We start from the raw sequence: 16732 nt of genomic DNA on the forward strand, positions 1-16732 counted from the left end.
GTATGCAAACTAAGGGCACGCGTCTCCATACAGAGTGCATGCCGTCCTCAACATCTTCTATTGTGCACCTATCACGTCGATTTATTCACTCGAATTGTCCGTTTGTGTTGATTCCCACATGTATTAAGCGTCTCGCTATAAGACGGTCGGTATCCTTCTCCGCATTCGCCCAGCACAGGGCCGTAAAAGGAAACTACCTACCGCCGATTCCATGCACGCAAAAGACCCCTACAGCCTTCGCCAGTATTCCTTGTACATCAAGAGAAAATGGCAGAGACCGTGGGGTCTACTATGCGGGGCGCTATGCCCTACTGCTTCTCAAAAGCCGAGTCTTTAGTCCTCGTCGATGAAGAGCTGACCGCGGAACTCTGGGTGCATGAGGTTTTCAACGGACAGAACCTTGTTCAAGGTAGCCTCATCGAGCAAGCCCTTCTCCAAGACGAGTTCCTTGACGCCCTTGCCGGTCTCCAGGGACTCCTTGGCAATCAGGTCACCGTTGTGGTGGCCGATGAACGGGTTCAGGTAGGTGACGATACCAATGGAATTTTCCACGTAGGCACGGCACACGTCTGCATTAGCGGTAATGCCGGTGACGCACTTTTCGTGCAGGGCGTCGACGGCGTTACCCATGATGCGAATGGACTGGAATAGTGCCTCGCCGATGACCGGCTCCATGACGTTGAGCTGCAGCTGGCCAGCCTCAGCGGCCATGGTGACGACATGGTCATTGCCGAAGATCTTGAAGCAGGTCTGGTTCACAACCTCCGGGATAACCGGGTTGACCTTACCCGGCATGATGGAGGAGCCGGCCTGACGCGCAGGCAGGTTGATCTCAGCCAGGCCAGCGCGTGGACCGGAAGACAGCAGGCGCAGGTCATTACAGATCTTGGCAAGCTTCATTGCTGCGCGCTTGATGGTGGCGTGCAGCAGCACGTAAGCGCCACAGTCAGAGGTTGCCTCAATGAGATCGCGGGCGGTCTTCATCTCCAAGCCGGTGACCTCAGACAGAGCTGCGGTGACCTGGTGGCGGTAGCCGGCCGGGGTGTTCACGCCGGTGCCGATTGCGGTTGCGCCCAAGTTGATCTCGAGCAGGCGACGCTGTGCATCGCGCAGCAATGCCTGCTCCTCGTTCAGGTTATTGGCAAAGCCCTTGAACTCATCACCCAAGGTCATCGGAACCGCATCCTGAAGCTGAGTACGACCCATCTTCAGGATGTCCTGGAACTCATTGCCCTTGACCTGGAATGCGGCACGCAGACCATCCATGCGCTCAATGAGGTGATCCACTGCTGCATGCAGACCCAAGCGGAAGCCGGTCGGGTAAGCATCGTTGGTGGACTGGGACATGTTCACATCATCATTCGGGTTGATGATGTCATAGGAGCCCTTCTCCTCACCGAGGTACTCCAGCGCGAGGTTGGCAACAACCTCGTTGGTGTTCATGTTCAGCGAGGTACCAGCGCCACCCTGGAAGACGTCCAGCGGGAACTGATCCATGCAGCGGCCCTCTTCCAGGATCTGGTCACAGGCCCAGATGATGGCTTCAGCCTTCTTCTTTGGCAGAACGTGCAGGCGGCGGTTTGCCATGGCGGCCGCCTTCTTGACCTGGACCATGCCGCGGATGAAGTGCGGGATGGTGTTGATGGTCACGTAAGAGATCTGGAAGTTCTCCATGGCGCGTACGGTGTGCACACCGTAGTAAGCGTCAGCGGGAACTTCCAAGGAGCCAAGAAGGTCGGTCTCGGTGCGAGTCTTCTTGCTGGAGTTCTTAGGTGCCTTTTGTTCGGCCACCTTCTGCTGTGCAGCGTGAGTGGAAGTGTCAGCTTCCTTCTTCTTCACGTCCTTTGCTGCAGACTTGGTGTCCTTTTCTTCTTTCTTAGAGGACTTTGCCATGATGGCTCGGCTCCTTTGCCTGTCGAGACTTATATTCGAATGAGTAACCTCAAGCGCTAATGTTAGCCACGACTGAATCTATTTGGGCCGACCCAGAAAAATTACTCCCCCTAAAAGCGGGCGATACGTAAATCAGAAGCCAAAATTGCTTCCGCGCCGAGTTGGGAAAGTCGGTCCATGACTTGGTTAGCTTGCTTCTTCGGAACCATCGCTCGCACTGCCACCCAGTTCTCACGCGCTAACGGCGACACCGTAGGACCGGTCAACCCTGGAGTAATACCAGCAGCTGCGTCGAGGTTGGATTGAGCGATGTTGTAGTCGATCATCAGATAGGTGCGAGCGTGCAGAATTCCCTGAATGCGGTCGAGCACTACCTGCTCTTCCTCCGCAACTTCTACCCCTGTACGCTTAATAACTACCGCCTCGGACTCAATGATCGGGTCCCCGAACGGCGCTAACCCTTGCTGGCGCAAAGTAGTACCAGTTGACACGACATCAGCAATAACATCGGCAACGCCGAGCCGGATGGAGATCTCTACAGCCCCGTCCAATCGAATAACATCGGCCTCAATCCCATGTGCGGCGAGGTTTGTGCGGACAAGATTGGGGTACGACGTCGCGATCCGCCGCCCAGCCAGTTGAGAGATATCCCACTCCTCCCCCTGCGGGGCTGCGTACCGGAACGTGGAGCCACCAAAGCCTAACGGCAAAACTTCATCAAAGCTCGCTTTAGAGTCAAGTGCCAAGTCCCGGCCCGTAATGCCTAGGTCTAAGACCCCGCGGGCGACATAGATGGCAATATCTTTCGGCCGTAGGAAAAAGAATTCTACCCCGTTATCGGCATCTACCACGTTGAGCGCCTTGGAATGCCCGCGGCCCTTGTAACCGGCCTCTGTAAGGATTTCCACGGCAGCTTCTGACAATGAGCCCTTATTCGGTACAGCAATCTTGATCATGCGGATCCTTCCATCCTGTGGGGTGTTGCCTAGAGGTACTTATAAAGGTCTTCAGGGGTAAGTCCGCGCTTGAGCATCATGACCTGAGTCCAATAGAGCAGCTGGGACATCTCTTCCGCCAGCTCATCGTCGGACTGATACTCAGCGGCGATCCATACTTCCCCGGCTTCTTCGATGATCTTTTTACCAATGAAATGCTCGCCTTTATCCAGCGCGGCAACGGTGCCAGAACCAGCTGGACGCTGGTCGGCCTTCTCGGCCAGTTCGGCGAAAAGAGTCTCAAAGTTCTTCACGTCTACCTATTGTTCCACAGGTAGATAGAGAATGTAGTGGAACTCTGAATTTCTACTGCCGCGCCGAAATCTTAGCGAACCACTCATAGACGTCAGTGGCCTTAGCTCCCGCGAGGTGCCGCGAATCGCGGAGGCGAGAAATTTCGGTGACCTCGGTCGGTACCTGAACCTGATCATCTTCGGGCAAACCGATAACCGCACAGCCGGCATCAACTGCGGCGCGCATGCCGGTTGCGGAATCTTCAAAAACTAAGCACTCTGCGGGATCTGCGCCAATGCGGCGGGCGGCCTCGCGGTACATATCCGGCGCTGGTTTGCCGGCAGGAACCTCATCCCCGCAGATAGTATCGACGAAATAGTGCCGCCCCAACGCATTGATAGCAGCGTCAGCGACATTGCGCTCGGTATTGGTAGTGACCATCATGGGCACCCCATCCGCTTTCAGTTCCTGAAGCAGTGGAGGGATTCCCGGAAAGATTTCCAGCTGGCGAGCAAAAAGGCCCTTGACATAGTCAAACATTCGGGCGCGGTAACGCTCGCTGTCCCCGGGGTGCAGCACCACCCCCGCATTATCCGCGCAGATTGCCAAGGTGGTATCAAAGGTCGCGCCCACAGTAGCCAGGCGCTGGGTGGGAGTGAGCCGTTTGCCCAGCAGTTCTGAAAGGTAAAACGTTGCCTCCGCCCAAAGGGGCTCCGAATTAGTGAGGGTGCCATCCATATCCCAGAAGATGGCGGCGGGCTTAGTCAGGCCGGAAGCGGCGGTGGAGTGCGGCACGAGAATAAAGCTAGCTTTCTCTATCAGGTAGGAAATAGTTTCGCCGTTCACGCTGTGGGCGCACGGCGGCAAAAGCCAGCCGCGCAGTTAGCGCGAGCTGGCGCTTACTAAGGCGGAAGGGGCAGAACTAAAAGTCCAGTTCCGGAATCTGCGACAGGGCTTCGTCGTCTGCTCCGGTGGCCGCGCTGGCGTTATAGATAAGCTCGGAGAGCTCTTCCTTTTCCTCTGGCTCGAGAACGGCATCGTGCTGAGCGCGATTAAAATCTGCCAACTTGCGAACGGTCTTGGACAAGACGGTGACCAACTGTGGTCCGTCTGGATCGTCCGGAAGTGCATCCAGCCCATCGAGCATCTGCTCAAGGTGGCCGCGCAGCTCTGGGAGGACGTTGGCGTCAAACGGTGCCTCCCAGAACTCCTTTTCCTCTTCCTTGAGGTAATCGCCGGTGGCGAAGGACTTCAGGTCACTAATGAACTCATCTACGGTGGGCTGGAAATCGGCGCGAATGCTCATGCTGTAGATACTGCCCTATCTTGCCTAAGCCTGCACGCCGAGGAGCGAATTTAGTGCGGTGCGAACCAAATCGGCCGCGCCGTCCTCGTCCGTGCCACGGTCGGCCTCTGCCCACTCATCCACGGCAGCGAGCGCGGCCGGGGTATCAAGGTCGTTGGCGATTGCGGCACGCAGCTTGGCGACGACCTCTTCGGCCCCTGCCATGCTTCCTGGCTGCTCAAGAGCCTCCCGCCATGCGGCGAGGCGGCGCTTAGCGCCGTCGAGCACCTCGTCGGACCAGTCGCGCTCGTCGCGGTAATGGCCTGCGAAGACGCCCAAGCGGATAGCGGAGGGATCCTCACCCGCTCCGACGAGCTTGTGAACGAAGACGAGGTTGCCCAAGGACTTAGACATCTTGACCCCGTCGAGGCCAATCATGCCGGTATGCACGTAGAACTGTGCCATGCGATCGACGTTGAGGGCGGCCTCGGCGTGGGCAGCGGAAAACTCATGGTGTGGGAACTTCAGGTCGCTACCGCCACCCTGGATATCAAAGGAAGACCCCAAGCGATTGGTAGCGATGGCGGAACATTCAATATGCCAGCCTGGGCGGCCAGGCCCAAAGGGCGAATCCCATGCCGGCTCGCCCTCGCGGTGGGCACGCCAGATAAGTGCGTCGAGCGGATTCTTCTTCCCTGGGCGGTCGGGATCGCCGCCGCGCTCGGCAAAGAAGGTGCGCATCTCTTCGGCAGAGTAATTGGACTCATACCCAAAGCGCTCGGTGGCCTCGATGGAGGCGTAGATATCTGGGTGCTCGGGGTCGTCTACGACGTAGGCCGCTCCGGCGTCGAGAAGCTTCTGCACCATTTCCACGATTTCATCGACGGCCTCCATGGCACCGATGTAGTCCTGCGGCGGGAAAACGGAAAGCAGCTCCATATCGGAACGGAAGAGGTCAATTTGAGAAGTGCCGAGCTCACGCCAATCCACACCGTCGCGTTCGGCACGTTCGAATAGCGGATCATCCACGTCGGTGATGTTTTGGACGTAGTGAACCTTCTTCCCGGCATCCAGGAACGCGCGGTAGATAAGGTCAAAGGTCAGATACGTGGCGGCATGGCCCAAGTGGGTGGAGTCATAGGGCGTGATGCCACACACGTACATGGTGGCGGTATCCCCTGCGACCTCTACGGGAGCGATGGTTTGGTTCGCGGAATCGTACAAGCGCAGCTGTGCCGCATCACCCGGCACAGGGCGGAAGGAAGGTAGTGGCCAAGAATGCATAGCCACCATACTAACGCGGTGTGTCTTAGAGCGGCTGCAGGACTCCCAGTGCCAGGAGGATCATTACGAGGATGCCAACTGGAATGCGGTAGGCGGCGAACCAGGAGAAGGAGTGGTTGCCCACGAACTTTAGTAGCCACGCAATGGAGGCGTAGCCCAGTACAAAAGCGATGCCAGTGCCGACCAGAAGCTGCAGGCCGGAGGCGGCTTGGCCGGATTCGGGAGAAAAGGCGTCGGGAAGCGAGAAAAGCCCCGAAGCCAGCACAGCCGGAATGGCGAGCAAGAAACTAAAGCGCGTTGCCACTTCGCGGTCCAGCCCCAGGAATAGACCGCCGGAAATGGTGCCGCCGGAGCGGGAAACACCCGGAATGAGCGCCAAGCATTGGCACAGGCCCATAACAATGGCATCTTTCATGGTCAACTGGTCAAAGCTGCGTTCCTTCTTACCCATCTTTTCTGCAGCGATGAAGACCAAGGAGAAGAGAATGAGCATTGCGGCGGTAATCCACAGGTTGCGCAGGGCGCCACGAATCGCATCCTCGAATGCGAGGCCGACAATTCCGATGGGAATGGAACCCACGATGACCATCCACCCCATGCGCCAGTCCTGGCCGCGAGAGGACTTATCAGCCCAGCCACGGAACCAGCCGGAGAGAATCTGCCAAATCATTGGGGCGAAATAGACCAGCACAGCCAACTCCGTGCCCAGCTGGATAACGGCGGTGAAGGAAGCGCCGGCGTCGTTGCCCCAAAAAAGCTCGGAAACAATGCGCAGGTGACCGGAGGAACTTACCGGAAGAAACTCGGTAAGCCCCTGCACGATGGACAAAACAATGACCTGCGCCCAAGAAACAGCGTCAGTTGCGGTATTAGAAATCACCCGCTTCACACTACAGCCGCGCTGGGCTTCGAGTTTTTACAACGCGCGCTGTTAGGATTAGTAGCCGTGAAATCTCAATCTGGCTCCGCACTTATCCTTTCTAGTTTGCTGGCGCTTAGCGCCACCGCGTTGGCCGCCTGCCAGCCCGAAGTGGGCGTGGGCGCCGATCCAGAGACCGCGGTCAAGGGCAATGCCACCCCAGCGGCCTCCCCGGCTAAGGCGGATCCAGAAGGCACTGTGGTTGACCTTGAGGGAGACATCACTGACCTTGCCGCCTTTGATGACTCGCTGGCAGTGCGCACCAAGGACGAGCTTCTCATCGGTAGCCAGAAGGATTTTGAAGAGAAGAAGGCTACCTCGCTAGACATTTCTGCGGAGTGTGGCGACCTCAGTTCTTCGGAATCGGGCTTCGTGCTCGCCTGCCCGGACAAGGTTCTCCTCATCGATCCTGCATCCCCGGACTCTCCCCAAGAGGTCGATATGGAAGAGGACTCCCCCGTTACCGCCGCCACCCAGCTTTCCAGCGGCGAGATCTTTGCCACCTCGGCCGATTCCACCACGGTAGGCGTCTATAAAGACGGTAAGCGCGACGGTGATATCGAGGTGGAAGCCGGCTCGGACCAGCTATTGGCCGTGCCCAATTCCTCCGGCGATGACGGAGTGGTGCGCATCCACCGAGAGGATTCCACCATCCAAAACGTGGACTGGACGAATGATCGCGCGGGCGGCCGACTGCGCGTTGGCCAGGGAGTCGGCAGCATCGCGGTGGGCGATAACGGTGTGGTCCTCGCCTCCGATACCGAGGGCGGCCGCTTGGCTATCTACACGTCCGATGACGTCGTCCGCCTGCACCAATACGGCAACGTAGAGGGCACCCCGTGGGGCGTAGCCTGGGATAATAAGCGCAATCTGGCGTGGGTGAGCGCCACCGATACCAATAAGGCTCATGCCTATGAAATTGGCAAAGGCGTACCAGAGCTGCGCGGAGATCTCTCGACCGTGCCGGATGCGCAGAATATTGCCGTGCTTGGCGACGGCACCTTTGTCGCCGCCTCCGCCACCGGCCACGGGCTACAGTTCGTGGACACCCCGCACCTGAAGAAGGAGTCTTAACACCATGACCAGCACTATTGACCAACTGCGCGCGCAGGCCTACCAGCTTGCTCTGCGGGGCATGTTTAAGCTGAGCCCAGAGCGCATCCACGAGATTATTAACACTGCGCTCAGCGGGCTGCAGGCGGCCGGGCCAGCTAACCGAGCCCTGGCAAAGATCCTGCCGGTCAATGATCCAGTGCTGCGCCAAGAGGTCTTCGGAGTAGAATTCCCCCGCCCGTTGGGACTTGCCGCCGGGTTTGATAAGAACGCCGCAGCTGCTGATACGTGGACTCCCATTGGTTTCGGTTTTGCAGAGTTGGGCACCGTCACCGCCCAAGCACAGCCTGGCAATCCTGCTCCGCGGCTCTTCCGTCTAAAGGCCGATAAGGCCATCTTGAATCGGATGGGCTTTAACAATAAAGGTGCAGCGGCCGCCGCAGAAAACCTGCGCAAGCGTCGCTACAGCGATGTCATTGGCATCAATATTGGCAAAACCAAAGTCACCCCTGCCGAGCATGCTGTAGAAGATTACCGCCGCTCCGCGTCGGTATTGGGCGACTTGGCAGATTTCCTGGTGGTCAACGTTTCTTCGCCGAATACCCCGGGCCTGCGCGACCTGCAAGCAGTGGAATCGCTGCGCCCCATTCTCTCTGCCGTGCAAGAATGCACCGCGGTTCCGGTGCTGGTGAAAATTGCCCCGGATCTTTCTGATGCTGACGTTGACGCCGTGGCAGACCTAGCCCTCGAGCTCGGCCTCGACGGAATCGTAGCGACGAATACCACCATTTCCCGCGAGGGGCTCAAGACTCCAGCCGCCGAGGTAAAGGAGATGGGTGCCGGTGGCGTATCCGGCCCTCCGGTAGCCGAGCGCTCCCTAGAGGTACTGCGCCGCCTCAATGAGCGAGTCGGCGACCAGCTCACCCTCATCTCCGTGGGTGGCATCTCCACGCCGGAGCAAGCATGGGAGCGCATCACTTCCGGTGCTTCCCTGCTGCAGGGCTACACCGGTCTCATCTACGGTGGTCCGGACTGGATCCGCGATATCCACCGCGGCATTGCCGCTCAAATCCGTGCCCACGGTTTGAGCAATATTTCCCAGGCGGTTGGCTCTGGTCTTCCTTGGAAGCCCTTGGATTAGTCCAGGCCAAGGTTGCTCAACACAAGGTCTGCCTACTTCTCCTGCTGCACGCAGAGGAAGTAGGCGGACCCTTAATCTTTGCGGTGCTGACTAGGTCTGCGACATGGCGCTGCGCTTGAGAATCAGTGCGCACAACACCGCGAAGCCGGCGTAGAACACGACCCAAAACTGTGGTTGCGTGAATAGGATATCGCCGGGCACAAAGCGGCTTGCTGCAATGATCACAATAGCGATGACCAATGCTGCAACCTGCGCGCGGCTTCCCGCCTGACTTTTGCTCATGGTGCTAAAGGCCCCGACGATGATCGCGGCGACAATAATCGCCGCTTTGGAATACGTCCATTCGAAATCGGCACCCCATCCATCCGTGAAGACGGAGATTAACGCAAAGAGGACCAACACGAATGCGACCACCATGAAGGCGCCGCCCACCCGCAGCGCCGTCGGCGGGCTAGGCTGCGATGAAGTAGAGCCACTAGCCATTACTTCGCCTCGTACCAGCCCCACAAAATGGCGCGACCAAGAGCATGGAAATGCAGGTTGAACCCAAGCACGGTCGGCGAAGCATCTGGGTCGATATCGAGCTTCTCTACGTCGACTGCATGGACGGCGTAAAGGTAGCGATGCGGGGCGTGTCCGGCAGGCGGGTTCGCACCGAAGTAGGTGCGCTCGCCCGAGTCGTTGCGCAAGCTGATGACGCCGTCAATACCCAAGTCCTCGGCGGCACCGGCATTGGTAGGCAGCTCGCTTACCTCGACGGGGATATTGAACGCCGCCCAGTGCCAGAAACCAGAAGCCGTTGGCGCATCGGGGTCGAAACAGGTCACGGCCAGGGACTTGGTGCCTTCCGGCAGTCCAGACCAGGCAAGCTGAGGCGATACGCTCTCTGGGGCGCGGAGCTTTTCCTGCAGCTCGTCTCCTTCCACCACATCAGTGGACGAGAGAACGAAGGAAGGGACATCGCGCAGCGGTGCGTAAGGATCTGGACCAGGAAACCGGGAATCATCTGCGTAAGAAGTCATAGACCCATTTGTACCCCACCTCACAAGGCGATGTCGATGTGGTGTAACCGCCGCGGCGTGCATAAATTCTGCGGCACACGTGGAAAGCCCCTACCCAGACTTACAACCATGTATTTCCACGCCCCTGCAACTGGATCTTTTCCCACCATACGCTGGCGATTTGTAAAGCAAGCCTCGAGCAGGATAGAGTATCGGAGTGCCCAGCCGAGAGGCTGACAAACACCCTGCCCGGGTGGCGGAATGGCAGACGCGCTAGCTTGAGGTGCTAGTGTCCTATTAACGGACGTGGGGGTTCAAGTCCCCCCTCGGGCACAACGGACCGGCGGTTACCACTAAGGTAGCCGCCGGATTTTTCTATTCAGTACTCCCACAAGGACTACGATCTCCCCCATGACCACATTTTTGAGTTGGGCGCGCAGCTTCGGCCAGTTCCTCATGTCGCTCGCCCAGTCCGCCTGGCGGTCAATTCTCCAGTGGTCGATGCGTCGTTGGATAACCGTCCTCGCCGCCATCGCCACCGGCGCGATACTCTTTTACTTCTTTGATCTGCCGAACGTGTCCCAGCTTCGCGTCGCCTCCACCCGCTATGGTGCGTGGTTTCCTCTCCTTTTTATCCTAGGTTATGTCATATTTACGCAGCTTCCATTTCCTCGGACGTTGTGGACGGTAGCCGCAGGAATACTTTTTGGCCCATGGAAGGGCCTCGCCCTCTCCTTGTGCGCCTTGACGGTGTCAGCGGCCCTCTCGCTCCTCATCGTCCGCACGCTCCTCGGAGACTGGATCCGGCCGCACCTAACCCACCCAGCAGTGTTTAAAATCAATGCCCACTTAGAGCGGCGCGGCTGGCTGGCCATCGCTTCGCTGCGGATGGTGGCCGGCGTCCCCTTCAGCCTCCTGAATTATGTTGCCGCACTAACACCCGTGAAGCTTAGCCACTTCACCGTGGCCACTCTCCTCGGCTCCATCCCGACCACTGCCTTGGGCGTCTTTTTCGGCGATGCCCTCACCGGCCGAACTTCGCCCGGCATCATTATCGCCATGGTGGCTTTTGCTGCCATTGGCTTGGGCGGGCTCTATATGGATTCGCGCCTACCCACTCGCCCATAAGTCAAGTGAGAGCGGTAGACTATTCCGCAATTGGTTTCTTAAGGAGGATTTTTGTGCTTGCTGTCCACGCCCGCTACCGAGGCCGCTCCGTGCGTCGCGCAGAGTTGGTCCAACGCTCTGCAACGGCTCTTTCCACCCTCAATGGCGTGGGCGAGTTCCACGTGCTCGGCGTGGAAGATATTTGCGCCGTAGTTGATTCAGCAACTGCCGTGTGCGACGTGGTCATGGCCTTGCTTGCCGACGGCGACTGGGCCATCGGCATCGGCATCAGCCCCGGCAACCAAGAAGATGAGGAAGGCGCGCGCCAAGTAGCAACCGCTGCATTGCGGAAATCCGCCCGCATGGGGCAGGTATACGCCAAACTCAATAAACGCGGCCGCGCTTCGGAGGCAAGCGATATTGCGGCCACCTTTGCCCTGCTTGGATACGTTCTGCACAAGCGCACCATTGAAGGGCGCGAAGCAACCTCGCTCGTCCGCGCAGGACTCAACCAGAATGAGGCCGCCGAAGAACTAGGAATTTCCAAGCAAGCCATGTCACAACGCCTCCAGGCGGCCGGCTGGAGCGCCGAGATGGCGGGGTGGCAATTGGCCGTCAACCTCATCGAACGCGCCAACCTGGCCCAACCCTAGAGCAAGTCGGACTTGCTCAACTCAGGTGTAGTAACGAAGTCCACGAGGCGCTCCACGGCACCGATCAGGCTGGAGTCTAGGTCGCGGAAGGAATGTACGGCGTTATAGACATGACGCCACCCATCCTTCGGGTCGCTCCACCCCACGCGGCGGCAAATACCGGTTTTCCAATCCTCGCCGTAAGGCACATCGGGCCATTCACGCAGGCCAACGCGCTGCGGCTTTACCGCCGCCCAGATATCGATGAAGGGGTGTCCAGTTACCAGGACATGCTCTCCCACGGTTTCCGTTAATCGGGTTTCTTTGGAGCCTTGAACCAAGTGATCCGCCAATACTCCGACCCTGCGGCCTGGCCCCGGCTGAAACTCTGCGAGGCGCGCCTCCAAGTTGTCCAAACCCTCGAGGTATTCGACTACCACGCCTTCCACACGCAGGTCGTGACCCCACACCTTTTCCACAATGGCGGCATCATGCACGCCCTCCACCCAAATGCGCGATGGCGCGGCAACCTTTGCCTCCACGTTTTCTACGCGGCGGGAGCCGGAGTTGGACTTGCGGGGAGCCTGCTTTTCGACGTACCGGGTAAGCGTCACTGGCTTGCCTTCCACTAGGAACCCGCCTTTAACCAGATTAAAGACGCGCTCTACGCCGTGGCGATCCTCAAGGCGTACCACCTCACCGAAAACGGTTTTATCCACGCCCATAACAGCACCCACAAAGTCATCGCCGCGCACTTCCACTACCATTCCGGGCTCGGCTGGCACTTCTGGGTACTGCCGCGGCTTCGACCGCGAGTGGCCAGCAAAAATATCTCCGCCATAAGGATCAAAACTCATGGCCCGTTAGTCTATCTACTAGACTGGCTCGCCATGGATATGCGCGCCGAAGTATGGTCACCTTTACAAAACACCGCCGTCTGGCTTGGCTCGTGGCTGTGGGGACATGAAACCACCGATGACTTGCTGGACGCGCTTACTGAACTAGGCGGACGTCCAGAATGCTGGGACGAATCCCCCTTCGTCGATCTATTAGCCATGCTGCGCGCGGAGACCACCGAGCTCACCGCTCATCGCGGTGTACGTGCAGAGCCTATTGTGCGTCTCGCACTGTCCGGGCCAGGCGAGCCGCCCGCATTGCCTGCAGGATCGGAGTCCTATAGCGCGGCCGCACAAAGTTCTGCCGGAGCAATCATAGTTCGTACCAATGATCCCTTGCGTAACTTAGTCCTCGTACCCCACATTCGCCACAGCCATACTGCGTGGCAAGTGGTCGTCGAAAAGCAGCAGCTCCCCGCGCCCGCCTGGCTAAGCCCCGGTGAAGCCGACGCACTCCTCTCTCAAGCAACCAATGAGTCCGCCGATCTCATCGCCGCAACTGGGTATAGCACCGAGGCTTTGCCCAGCCCACGCCTCACCGTGGGAACCCTGAGCGACTTCTATGACACACCTGGTCTTCCCCACTCAACGCCAGCTCGAGCAGCCAAGCTTTTTGCCCGGGCCGACCGAGTAGCCGCGATCATCGAAACCGTCACTGACCGCATCAATGACCACAGCCTTGATCCACAATTGCTTCGCTTGTGGCGCCACATCCGCCAGGCGCGCATGACGGGCGTGTCTTATGCGCTTGGAGAATTTGCCCGTTAACGGGACCAGATATCGCAGCACCCCGCTGCACACGGAGCACCATTGACTGTGCACCCTTGCACCGTCACGCTCCCGCTGGTCTCCCGCTCGCGGCCTTGCTCTAGTTCATCGATGAGATCAACCACCATCTCCGCAAACCTTGGAGTCGGACCCGCTGTCCGAGTGCGCAGAACTTTGACACCCATCTCGTCTGCCGCCTTCTGCAGCTCGGAATCGAGATCCCAGATGACCTCCATATGGTCTGAGATGAAGCCAATCGGACACACCACTACCGTGTCCACGCCTTCGTTGTTATGGATGTTGGTGGTGTGGTCAACAATGTCTGGCTCGAGCCACGGAGTGCGTGGATTGCCCGAACGTGACTGCCATACAAGGTCGTAGTCAGAAATACCGGCTTGTGCGGCCACCAACCGCGACGCCTCTGCCACCTGGCGGGAGTAAAGGTTTTTATCGCCTTCCGCGCCGCCCACACTATCGTGCGCGACGGGAACCGAATGGGCGGTAAACAGCAAGCGAGTGGATTCCTTCTTTTCTTCCGGAACCTGTCCCCAGACCTCTGTGACAGCGGCTGTCATTTCGGCCACGAACTTCGGATGATCGAAGAATTGGCGAATCTTAGTAAATTCAATGTCCGGCAAACCCTGCTCCGCCAGATGCTCGCGCATCTGCTGAATGTCCTCATCATACTGCCGGCATGCGGAGTACCCACCCCATGCAGAAGTAGCGAAGACAGCTACCCTTCGCACTCCGTCCTGAGACATCTTCTCCGCAGTCTCGCTGGCAAAGGGATGCCAATTTCGATTGCCAAAGTAGACCGGTAGATTATGTCCGCGTTTTTTCAGCTCCCCTTCGACATGATCGATGATTTCGCGGTTAAGTGCATTGAGCGGACTTACCCCTCCGAAGTGGTAATAGTGCTCGCCCACCACTTCTAGCCGCTCGCGAGGGATACCTCGACCTCGGGTAACGTTCTCCAAAAAAGGAACGACCTCCTCGTTTCCTTCCGGGCCACCGAAAGAAAGAACGAGGAGGGCGTCGAAGTTTTGGGCATTCTGTTGTGCGTCAGTCATACCCTAAACCATACCAACCAAAAGTTGGAGATTAGAGAAGGCGCACGACATCCGGAGTTGCGCCACCCCAGCGTACTGGGACTACTGAAACAGTCTGACCAGACTGTGGCGCTTCAATCATTTGGCCGTCGCCTAGGTAGATAGCTACGTGCTGGCTTCCACCAGCTCCGTAGAAGATAAGGTCACCGCGCTGTGCATTCGCGCGAGGAACCTTCTTGCCCTGCTGGTACTGCGCACCAGTGTAGTGAGGAAGGTCCAGGCCGGCTGCCGCGTAGGCGTACTTGACTAGCCCCGAGCAATCGAAGCCAGACTGACCGAAGTCACCGAAGGAATCAGCCACGCCACCGTCTCGAAGTCCACCGGTAGGACCATTGTTATCGCCACCGCCCCACACATAAGGGACGCCGACCTGAGACTCAGCGCGAGAAATTACGGCCTCGATCTGAGCGTCTCGGCCCGCGTCTGCACCGGTGGTGCTTTCCTCCACTTCGGACACCTCGTCCACTTCGGGGGCGTCAACGCTGGCGGCAGGTGCGGTATTCGGGCTGCCCAAACCTAGCAAGTCAGACGAGCCCTGCATGAGGGTGCGCACATCGTCCTCATCAACGGCTGCAGCGATATCATTCGCAAGTCCGAGCGCATCGTTCACAGAGGATCCAGTGCCGAAATCGACGTTCTGGAACGTCGGCGTTGCACCCTTATTGAGGGCGTTTCCAAAGTCCGCTTCTGGAGTAGTCTTATCCTGCTCAGCAACGGATGAATCCTCCGGGTTCTCTACAACGTCCGTGCCGCCCGTAACCTCAGGCGTTCCACCCTCTACCACCTCATCGGTAAAGGTCTGCGACTTGTCTCCTGGAGTCAAGTCTTGAGGATTGACGGAAAATGTATCGGTAGAATTCCCAGAATCAAGATTGGTTACTTGATTTGGGGCTGCCGGAAGAGAATCCTGCTGCGAGAACTGTACCCCGCTTGCCCCCTCCGCCTGGGACGTAGCCTGCTGCTGGCGGGCAAAAGTGGCTTCCGCAAATCTTTGGGTAGCGTTCAGTCGCGCTTCATTCTGGGCCAGCTCTCGGCGCTCCTGCGCAACACGATTCTCGGCTTCTCGCTTTTCCTCGCCCGCCTGGCGCAGCTCATCTTCCAAGCTGGCAACATACTCTTCGTTAGCACCCGGCTCGCCGTTCACTTGTTCCAACTGGGCTCGAACCTGAGCTATACGGTCTTCCGCGCCGGAAACATCTGCTTCCGCGCGACCTAGCTCTGCCCGGGACTCCTCTACAGCACCCTGCAGTGAATCCGCGTTGGCAACCGCACGGTCAATTGCTACGTGGTCTGAGTTTTGATCGTGGACCGTACCCGGGTTTGGCGTCGATACTTCATCGGCGCCCGCTGGGGCTACGGTGGAAAGCGTTGAAATAGCTGCGGTACCTGCTACTGCAGCAATGAAAGCGCGAACATGTCGAATGCGCGGAAGGCGAATGGTGGCCACTGAAATACTCCTAGTTTGGGCCCACGCTGCTCCTTTAGTGAGAGTCCATGAAGACTCCGGACATAGGTATGCCCGAGCTCCCCGCCTGCATATTTCGCACAAACACAGGCGTTATCGCACGTCTTATTGGACGGCCTAGAGGTTCGCCTCGAGTAGATATCAATAGATACGCGAAGCTAACCCCTGGTGCCCGCAGACACTAGAGCGGTAATTGTTGATGGACTGCCTACATTGGCTGAGACTTCACTCCGGGTGTGCTCTTTCGGTGGACCCTCAGCAGACTTAGGGCTTTCATGTTGGAACTAGAGAGAGTTAAGGACGATTGCTGCGCCGTTACTGGACGACTCAAACCGCTACTGTTTCCCCACAACAGCGATATACAGACAACTTGCATTCTGGCAAGAGAGCCTAAAGGTCTACTTGCGTGAGTCCGACAAGTCGGCCACAAATGGTCTACAACTATTCTCTATTCAAACAAATTCCCACGACTGCGAAATCCACTTCTATTCTTGCGCTGCGCGCGACATACGCTCCAGGATGCGTCTAACAACCCGCGATTCCGTATGCCCCGATCACGTCTTCATTGCACTGAGCACCGTGAGAACTGCTCTACGGGTTCTGGCAGACCTCGCCGCGGCGCCGGACCGGAATCCAAAAGGTCTAGCCTTTTAGTACTACCGAGCCGTCGAGGGCAAGCAGCCACAAACCATGAACAGGCCGCACGAGGCTGACCCTTGTGGAGTGATTCGGCGTTCCCAGACCCTATCCCTATGGACCTCTTCGTGCGCACCTTCTGTGCCAACAGGCTTTCAGCCTTAGCCATATAAAGGTTCGCACCAAAATTTCCACACGGTGGAGTTCTAATGAACGCGTCTCACCTCATAAACGGAAGGTGGGTTGATGTGTAATTTTTTCGAACATTGCAATCGCTCAAGTTCTTTGCCTGCGTCCCCAATCACTTTCGATTG

General features: G+C 58.0%; 17 protein-coding genes and 1 tRNA gene. 6 read left to right on the top strand and 12 right to left on the bottom strand.

From position 1 onward, the window contains the following. Positions 1–333: 333 nt before the first annotated feature. The 7 genes from aspA to QP915_RS08405 all read right to left on the bottom strand — a co-directional run bounded on the left by aspA (position 334) and on the right by QP915_RS08405 (position 6571). Positions 334–1893 (bottom strand): aspartate ammonia-lyase, encoded by a 1560-nt coding sequence (aspA, locus tag QP915_RS08375; protein WP_239274247.1) that lies wholly within the window; start codon positions 1891–1893, stop codon positions 334–336. Between the two features lie 110 nt (positions 1894–2003). Next, positions 2004–2849, bottom strand: coding sequence for an ATP phosphoribosyltransferase (gene hisG / locus QP915_RS08380; protein WP_284769015.1), 846 nt, complete (start codon positions 2847–2849; stop codon positions 2004–2006). 29 nt (positions 2850–2878) lie between these two features. Further along, a complete protein-coding gene (locus QP915_RS08385) occupies positions 2879–3142 on the bottom strand; it encodes a phosphoribosyl-ATP diphosphatase (RefSeq protein WP_204609052.1) in 264 nt (87 codons plus the stop codon). A gap of 52 nt (positions 3143–3194) precedes the next feature. Further along, entirely contained in the window at positions 3195–3917 is a 723-nt protein-coding gene (locus QP915_RS08390) for an HAD family hydrolase (protein WP_284769016.1), read from the bottom strand. A gap of 127 nt (positions 3918–4044) precedes the next feature. Then, positions 4045–4428 (bottom strand): hypothetical protein, encoded by a 384-nt coding sequence (locus QP915_RS08395; RefSeq protein ID WP_005324796.1) that lies wholly within the window; start codon positions 4426–4428, stop codon positions 4045–4047. A gap of 24 nt (positions 4429–4452) precedes the next feature. Continuing rightward, a complete protein-coding gene (gene mshC / locus QP915_RS08400; protein ID WP_284769017.1) occupies positions 4453–5691 on the bottom strand; it encodes a cysteine--1-D-myo-inosityl 2-amino-2-deoxy-alpha-D-glucopyranoside ligase in 1239 nt (412 codons plus the stop codon). 25 nt (positions 5692–5716) lie between these two features. Then, on the bottom strand, positions 5717–6571 hold the full coding sequence (locus tag QP915_RS08405) for an undecaprenyl-diphosphate phosphatase (protein WP_284769018.1): 855 nt from the start codon (positions 6569–6571) through the stop codon (positions 5717–5719). Between the two features lie 66 nt (positions 6572–6637). Between QP915_RS08405 and QP915_RS08410 the strand changes: the two genes are divergently transcribed. Further along, a complete protein-coding gene (locus tag QP915_RS08410) occupies positions 6638–7684 on the top strand; it encodes a YncE family protein (protein ID WP_284769019.1) in 1047 nt (348 codons plus the stop codon). Positions 7685–7688: 4 nt separating this feature from the next. Continuing rightward, a complete protein-coding gene (locus QP915_RS08415; RefSeq protein ID WP_284769020.1) occupies positions 7689–8804 on the top strand; it encodes a quinone-dependent dihydroorotate dehydrogenase in 1116 nt (371 codons plus the stop codon). Between the two features lie 90 nt (positions 8805–8894). On the opposite strand, the gene QP915_RS08420 is transcribed toward QP915_RS08415, so the two are convergent. Together QP915_RS08420 and QP915_RS08425 are read right to left on the bottom strand one after the other, a co-directional pair. Beyond that, on the bottom strand, positions 8895–9287 hold the full coding sequence (locus QP915_RS08420) for a hypothetical protein (protein ID WP_284769021.1): 393 nt from the start codon (positions 9285–9287) through the stop codon (positions 8895–8897). Beyond that, a complete protein-coding gene (locus QP915_RS08425; RefSeq protein WP_005324806.1) occupies positions 9287–9826 on the bottom strand; it encodes a YbhB/YbcL family Raf kinase inhibitor-like protein in 540 nt (179 codons plus the stop codon). Before QP915_RS08425 ends, QP915_RS08420 begins: the two co-directional genes overlap by 1 nt. Positions 9827–10052: 226 nt before the next feature. On the opposite strand from QP915_RS08425, the gene QP915_RS08430 reads away from it, so the two are divergent. From QP915_RS08430 to QP915_RS08440, 3 genes are all read left to right on the top strand, one after another. After that, positions 10053–10138 (top strand) — tRNA-Leu (locus QP915_RS08430). A gap of 78 nt (positions 10139–10216) precedes the next feature. Next, positions 10217–10933 carry a TVP38/TMEM64 family protein gene (locus QP915_RS08435; RefSeq protein WP_284769022.1) on the top strand — a complete coding sequence of 239 codons (717 nt, stop codon included), beginning with the start codon at positions 10217–10219 and terminating at the stop codon, positions 10931–10933. 53 nt (positions 10934–10986) lie between these two features. Beyond that, positions 10987–11565 (top strand): MarR family transcriptional regulator, encoded by a 579-nt coding sequence (locus QP915_RS08440; RefSeq protein WP_269952973.1) that lies wholly within the window; start codon positions 10987–10989, stop codon positions 11563–11565. On the opposite strand, the gene QP915_RS08445 is transcribed toward QP915_RS08440, so the two are convergent. After that, positions 11562–12401, bottom strand: a complete 840-nt coding sequence (locus QP915_RS08445; RefSeq protein WP_200435636.1) for a DUF3097 domain-containing protein — start codon at positions 12399–12401, stop codon at positions 11562–11564. The two genes, QP915_RS08440 and QP915_RS08445, sit on opposite strands and share 4 nt — an antisense overlap. A 33-nt stretch (positions 12402–12434) precedes the next feature. Here QP915_RS08445 and QP915_RS08450 point away from each other — a divergent pair, with 33 nt between their 5' ends. Next, a complete protein-coding gene (locus tag QP915_RS08450; RefSeq protein WP_284769023.1) occupies positions 12435–13208 on the top strand; it encodes an Rv1486c family protein in 774 nt (257 codons plus the stop codon). Here the strand turns inward: QP915_RS08450 and QP915_RS08455 are convergent. Continuing rightward, on the bottom strand, positions 13205–14278 hold the full coding sequence (locus tag QP915_RS08455) for a ferrochelatase (protein WP_284769024.1): 1074 nt from the start codon (positions 14276–14278) through the stop codon (positions 13205–13207). The two genes, QP915_RS08450 and QP915_RS08455, sit on opposite strands and share 4 nt — an antisense overlap. A gap of 31 nt (positions 14279–14309) precedes the next feature. Beyond that, on the bottom strand, positions 14310–15764 hold the full coding sequence (locus QP915_RS08460; protein ID WP_284769025.1) for an NlpC/P60 family protein: 1455 nt from the start codon (positions 15762–15764) through the stop codon (positions 14310–14312). Positions 15765–16732 lie beyond the last annotated feature (968 nt).

Source organism: Corynebacterium sp. MSK158 (assembly GCF_030229085.1).
In the GTDB taxonomy this organism is placed as follows: domain Bacteria; phylum Actinomycetota; class Actinomycetes; order Mycobacteriales; family Mycobacteriaceae; genus Corynebacterium.

What these genes read in the sequence shown, in the direction of transcription:
- aspA (WP_239274247.1), bottom strand. Translation starts at nt 1,893, where the DNA reads ATGGCAAAGTCCTCTAAGAAAGAAGAAAAGGACACCAAGTCTGCAGCA.
- hisG (WP_284769015.1), bottom strand. Translation starts at nt 2,849, where the DNA reads ATGATCAAGATTGCTGTACCGAATAAGGGCTCATTGTCAGAAGCTGCC.
- QP915_RS08395 (WP_005324796.1), bottom strand. Translation starts at nt 4,428, where the DNA reads ATGAGCATTCGCGCCGATTTCCAGCCCACCGTAGATGAGTTCATTAGT.
- mshC (WP_284769017.1), bottom strand. Translation starts at nt 5,691, where the DNA reads ATGCATTCTTGGCCACTACCTTCCTTCCGCCCTGTGCCGGGTGATGCG.
- QP915_RS08415 (WP_284769020.1), top strand. Translation starts at nt 7,689, where the DNA reads ATGACCAGCACTATTGACCAACTGCGCGCGCAGGCCTACCAGCTTGCT.
- QP915_RS08420 (WP_284769021.1), bottom strand. Translation starts at nt 9,287, where the DNA reads ATGGCTAGTGGCTCTACTTCATCGCAGCCTAGCCCGCCGACGGCGCTG.
- QP915_RS08425 (WP_005324806.1), bottom strand. Translation starts at nt 9,826, where the DNA reads ATGACTTCTTACGCAGATGATTCCCGGTTTCCTGGTCCAGATCCTTAC.
- QP915_RS08435 (WP_284769022.1), top strand. Translation starts at nt 10,217, where the DNA reads ATGACCACATTTTTGAGTTGGGCGCGCAGCTTCGGCCAGTTCCTCATG.
- QP915_RS08445 (WP_200435636.1), bottom strand. Translation starts at nt 12,401, where the DNA reads ATGAGTTTTGATCCTTATGGCGGAGATATTTTTGCTGGCCACTCGCGG.
- QP915_RS08450 (WP_284769023.1), top strand. Translation starts at nt 12,435, where the DNA reads ATGGATATGCGCGCCGAAGTATGGTCACCTTTACAAAACACCGCCGTC.
- QP915_RS08455 (WP_284769024.1), bottom strand. Translation starts at nt 14,278, where the DNA reads ATGACTGACGCACAACAGAATGCCCAAAACTTCGACGCCCTCCTCGTT.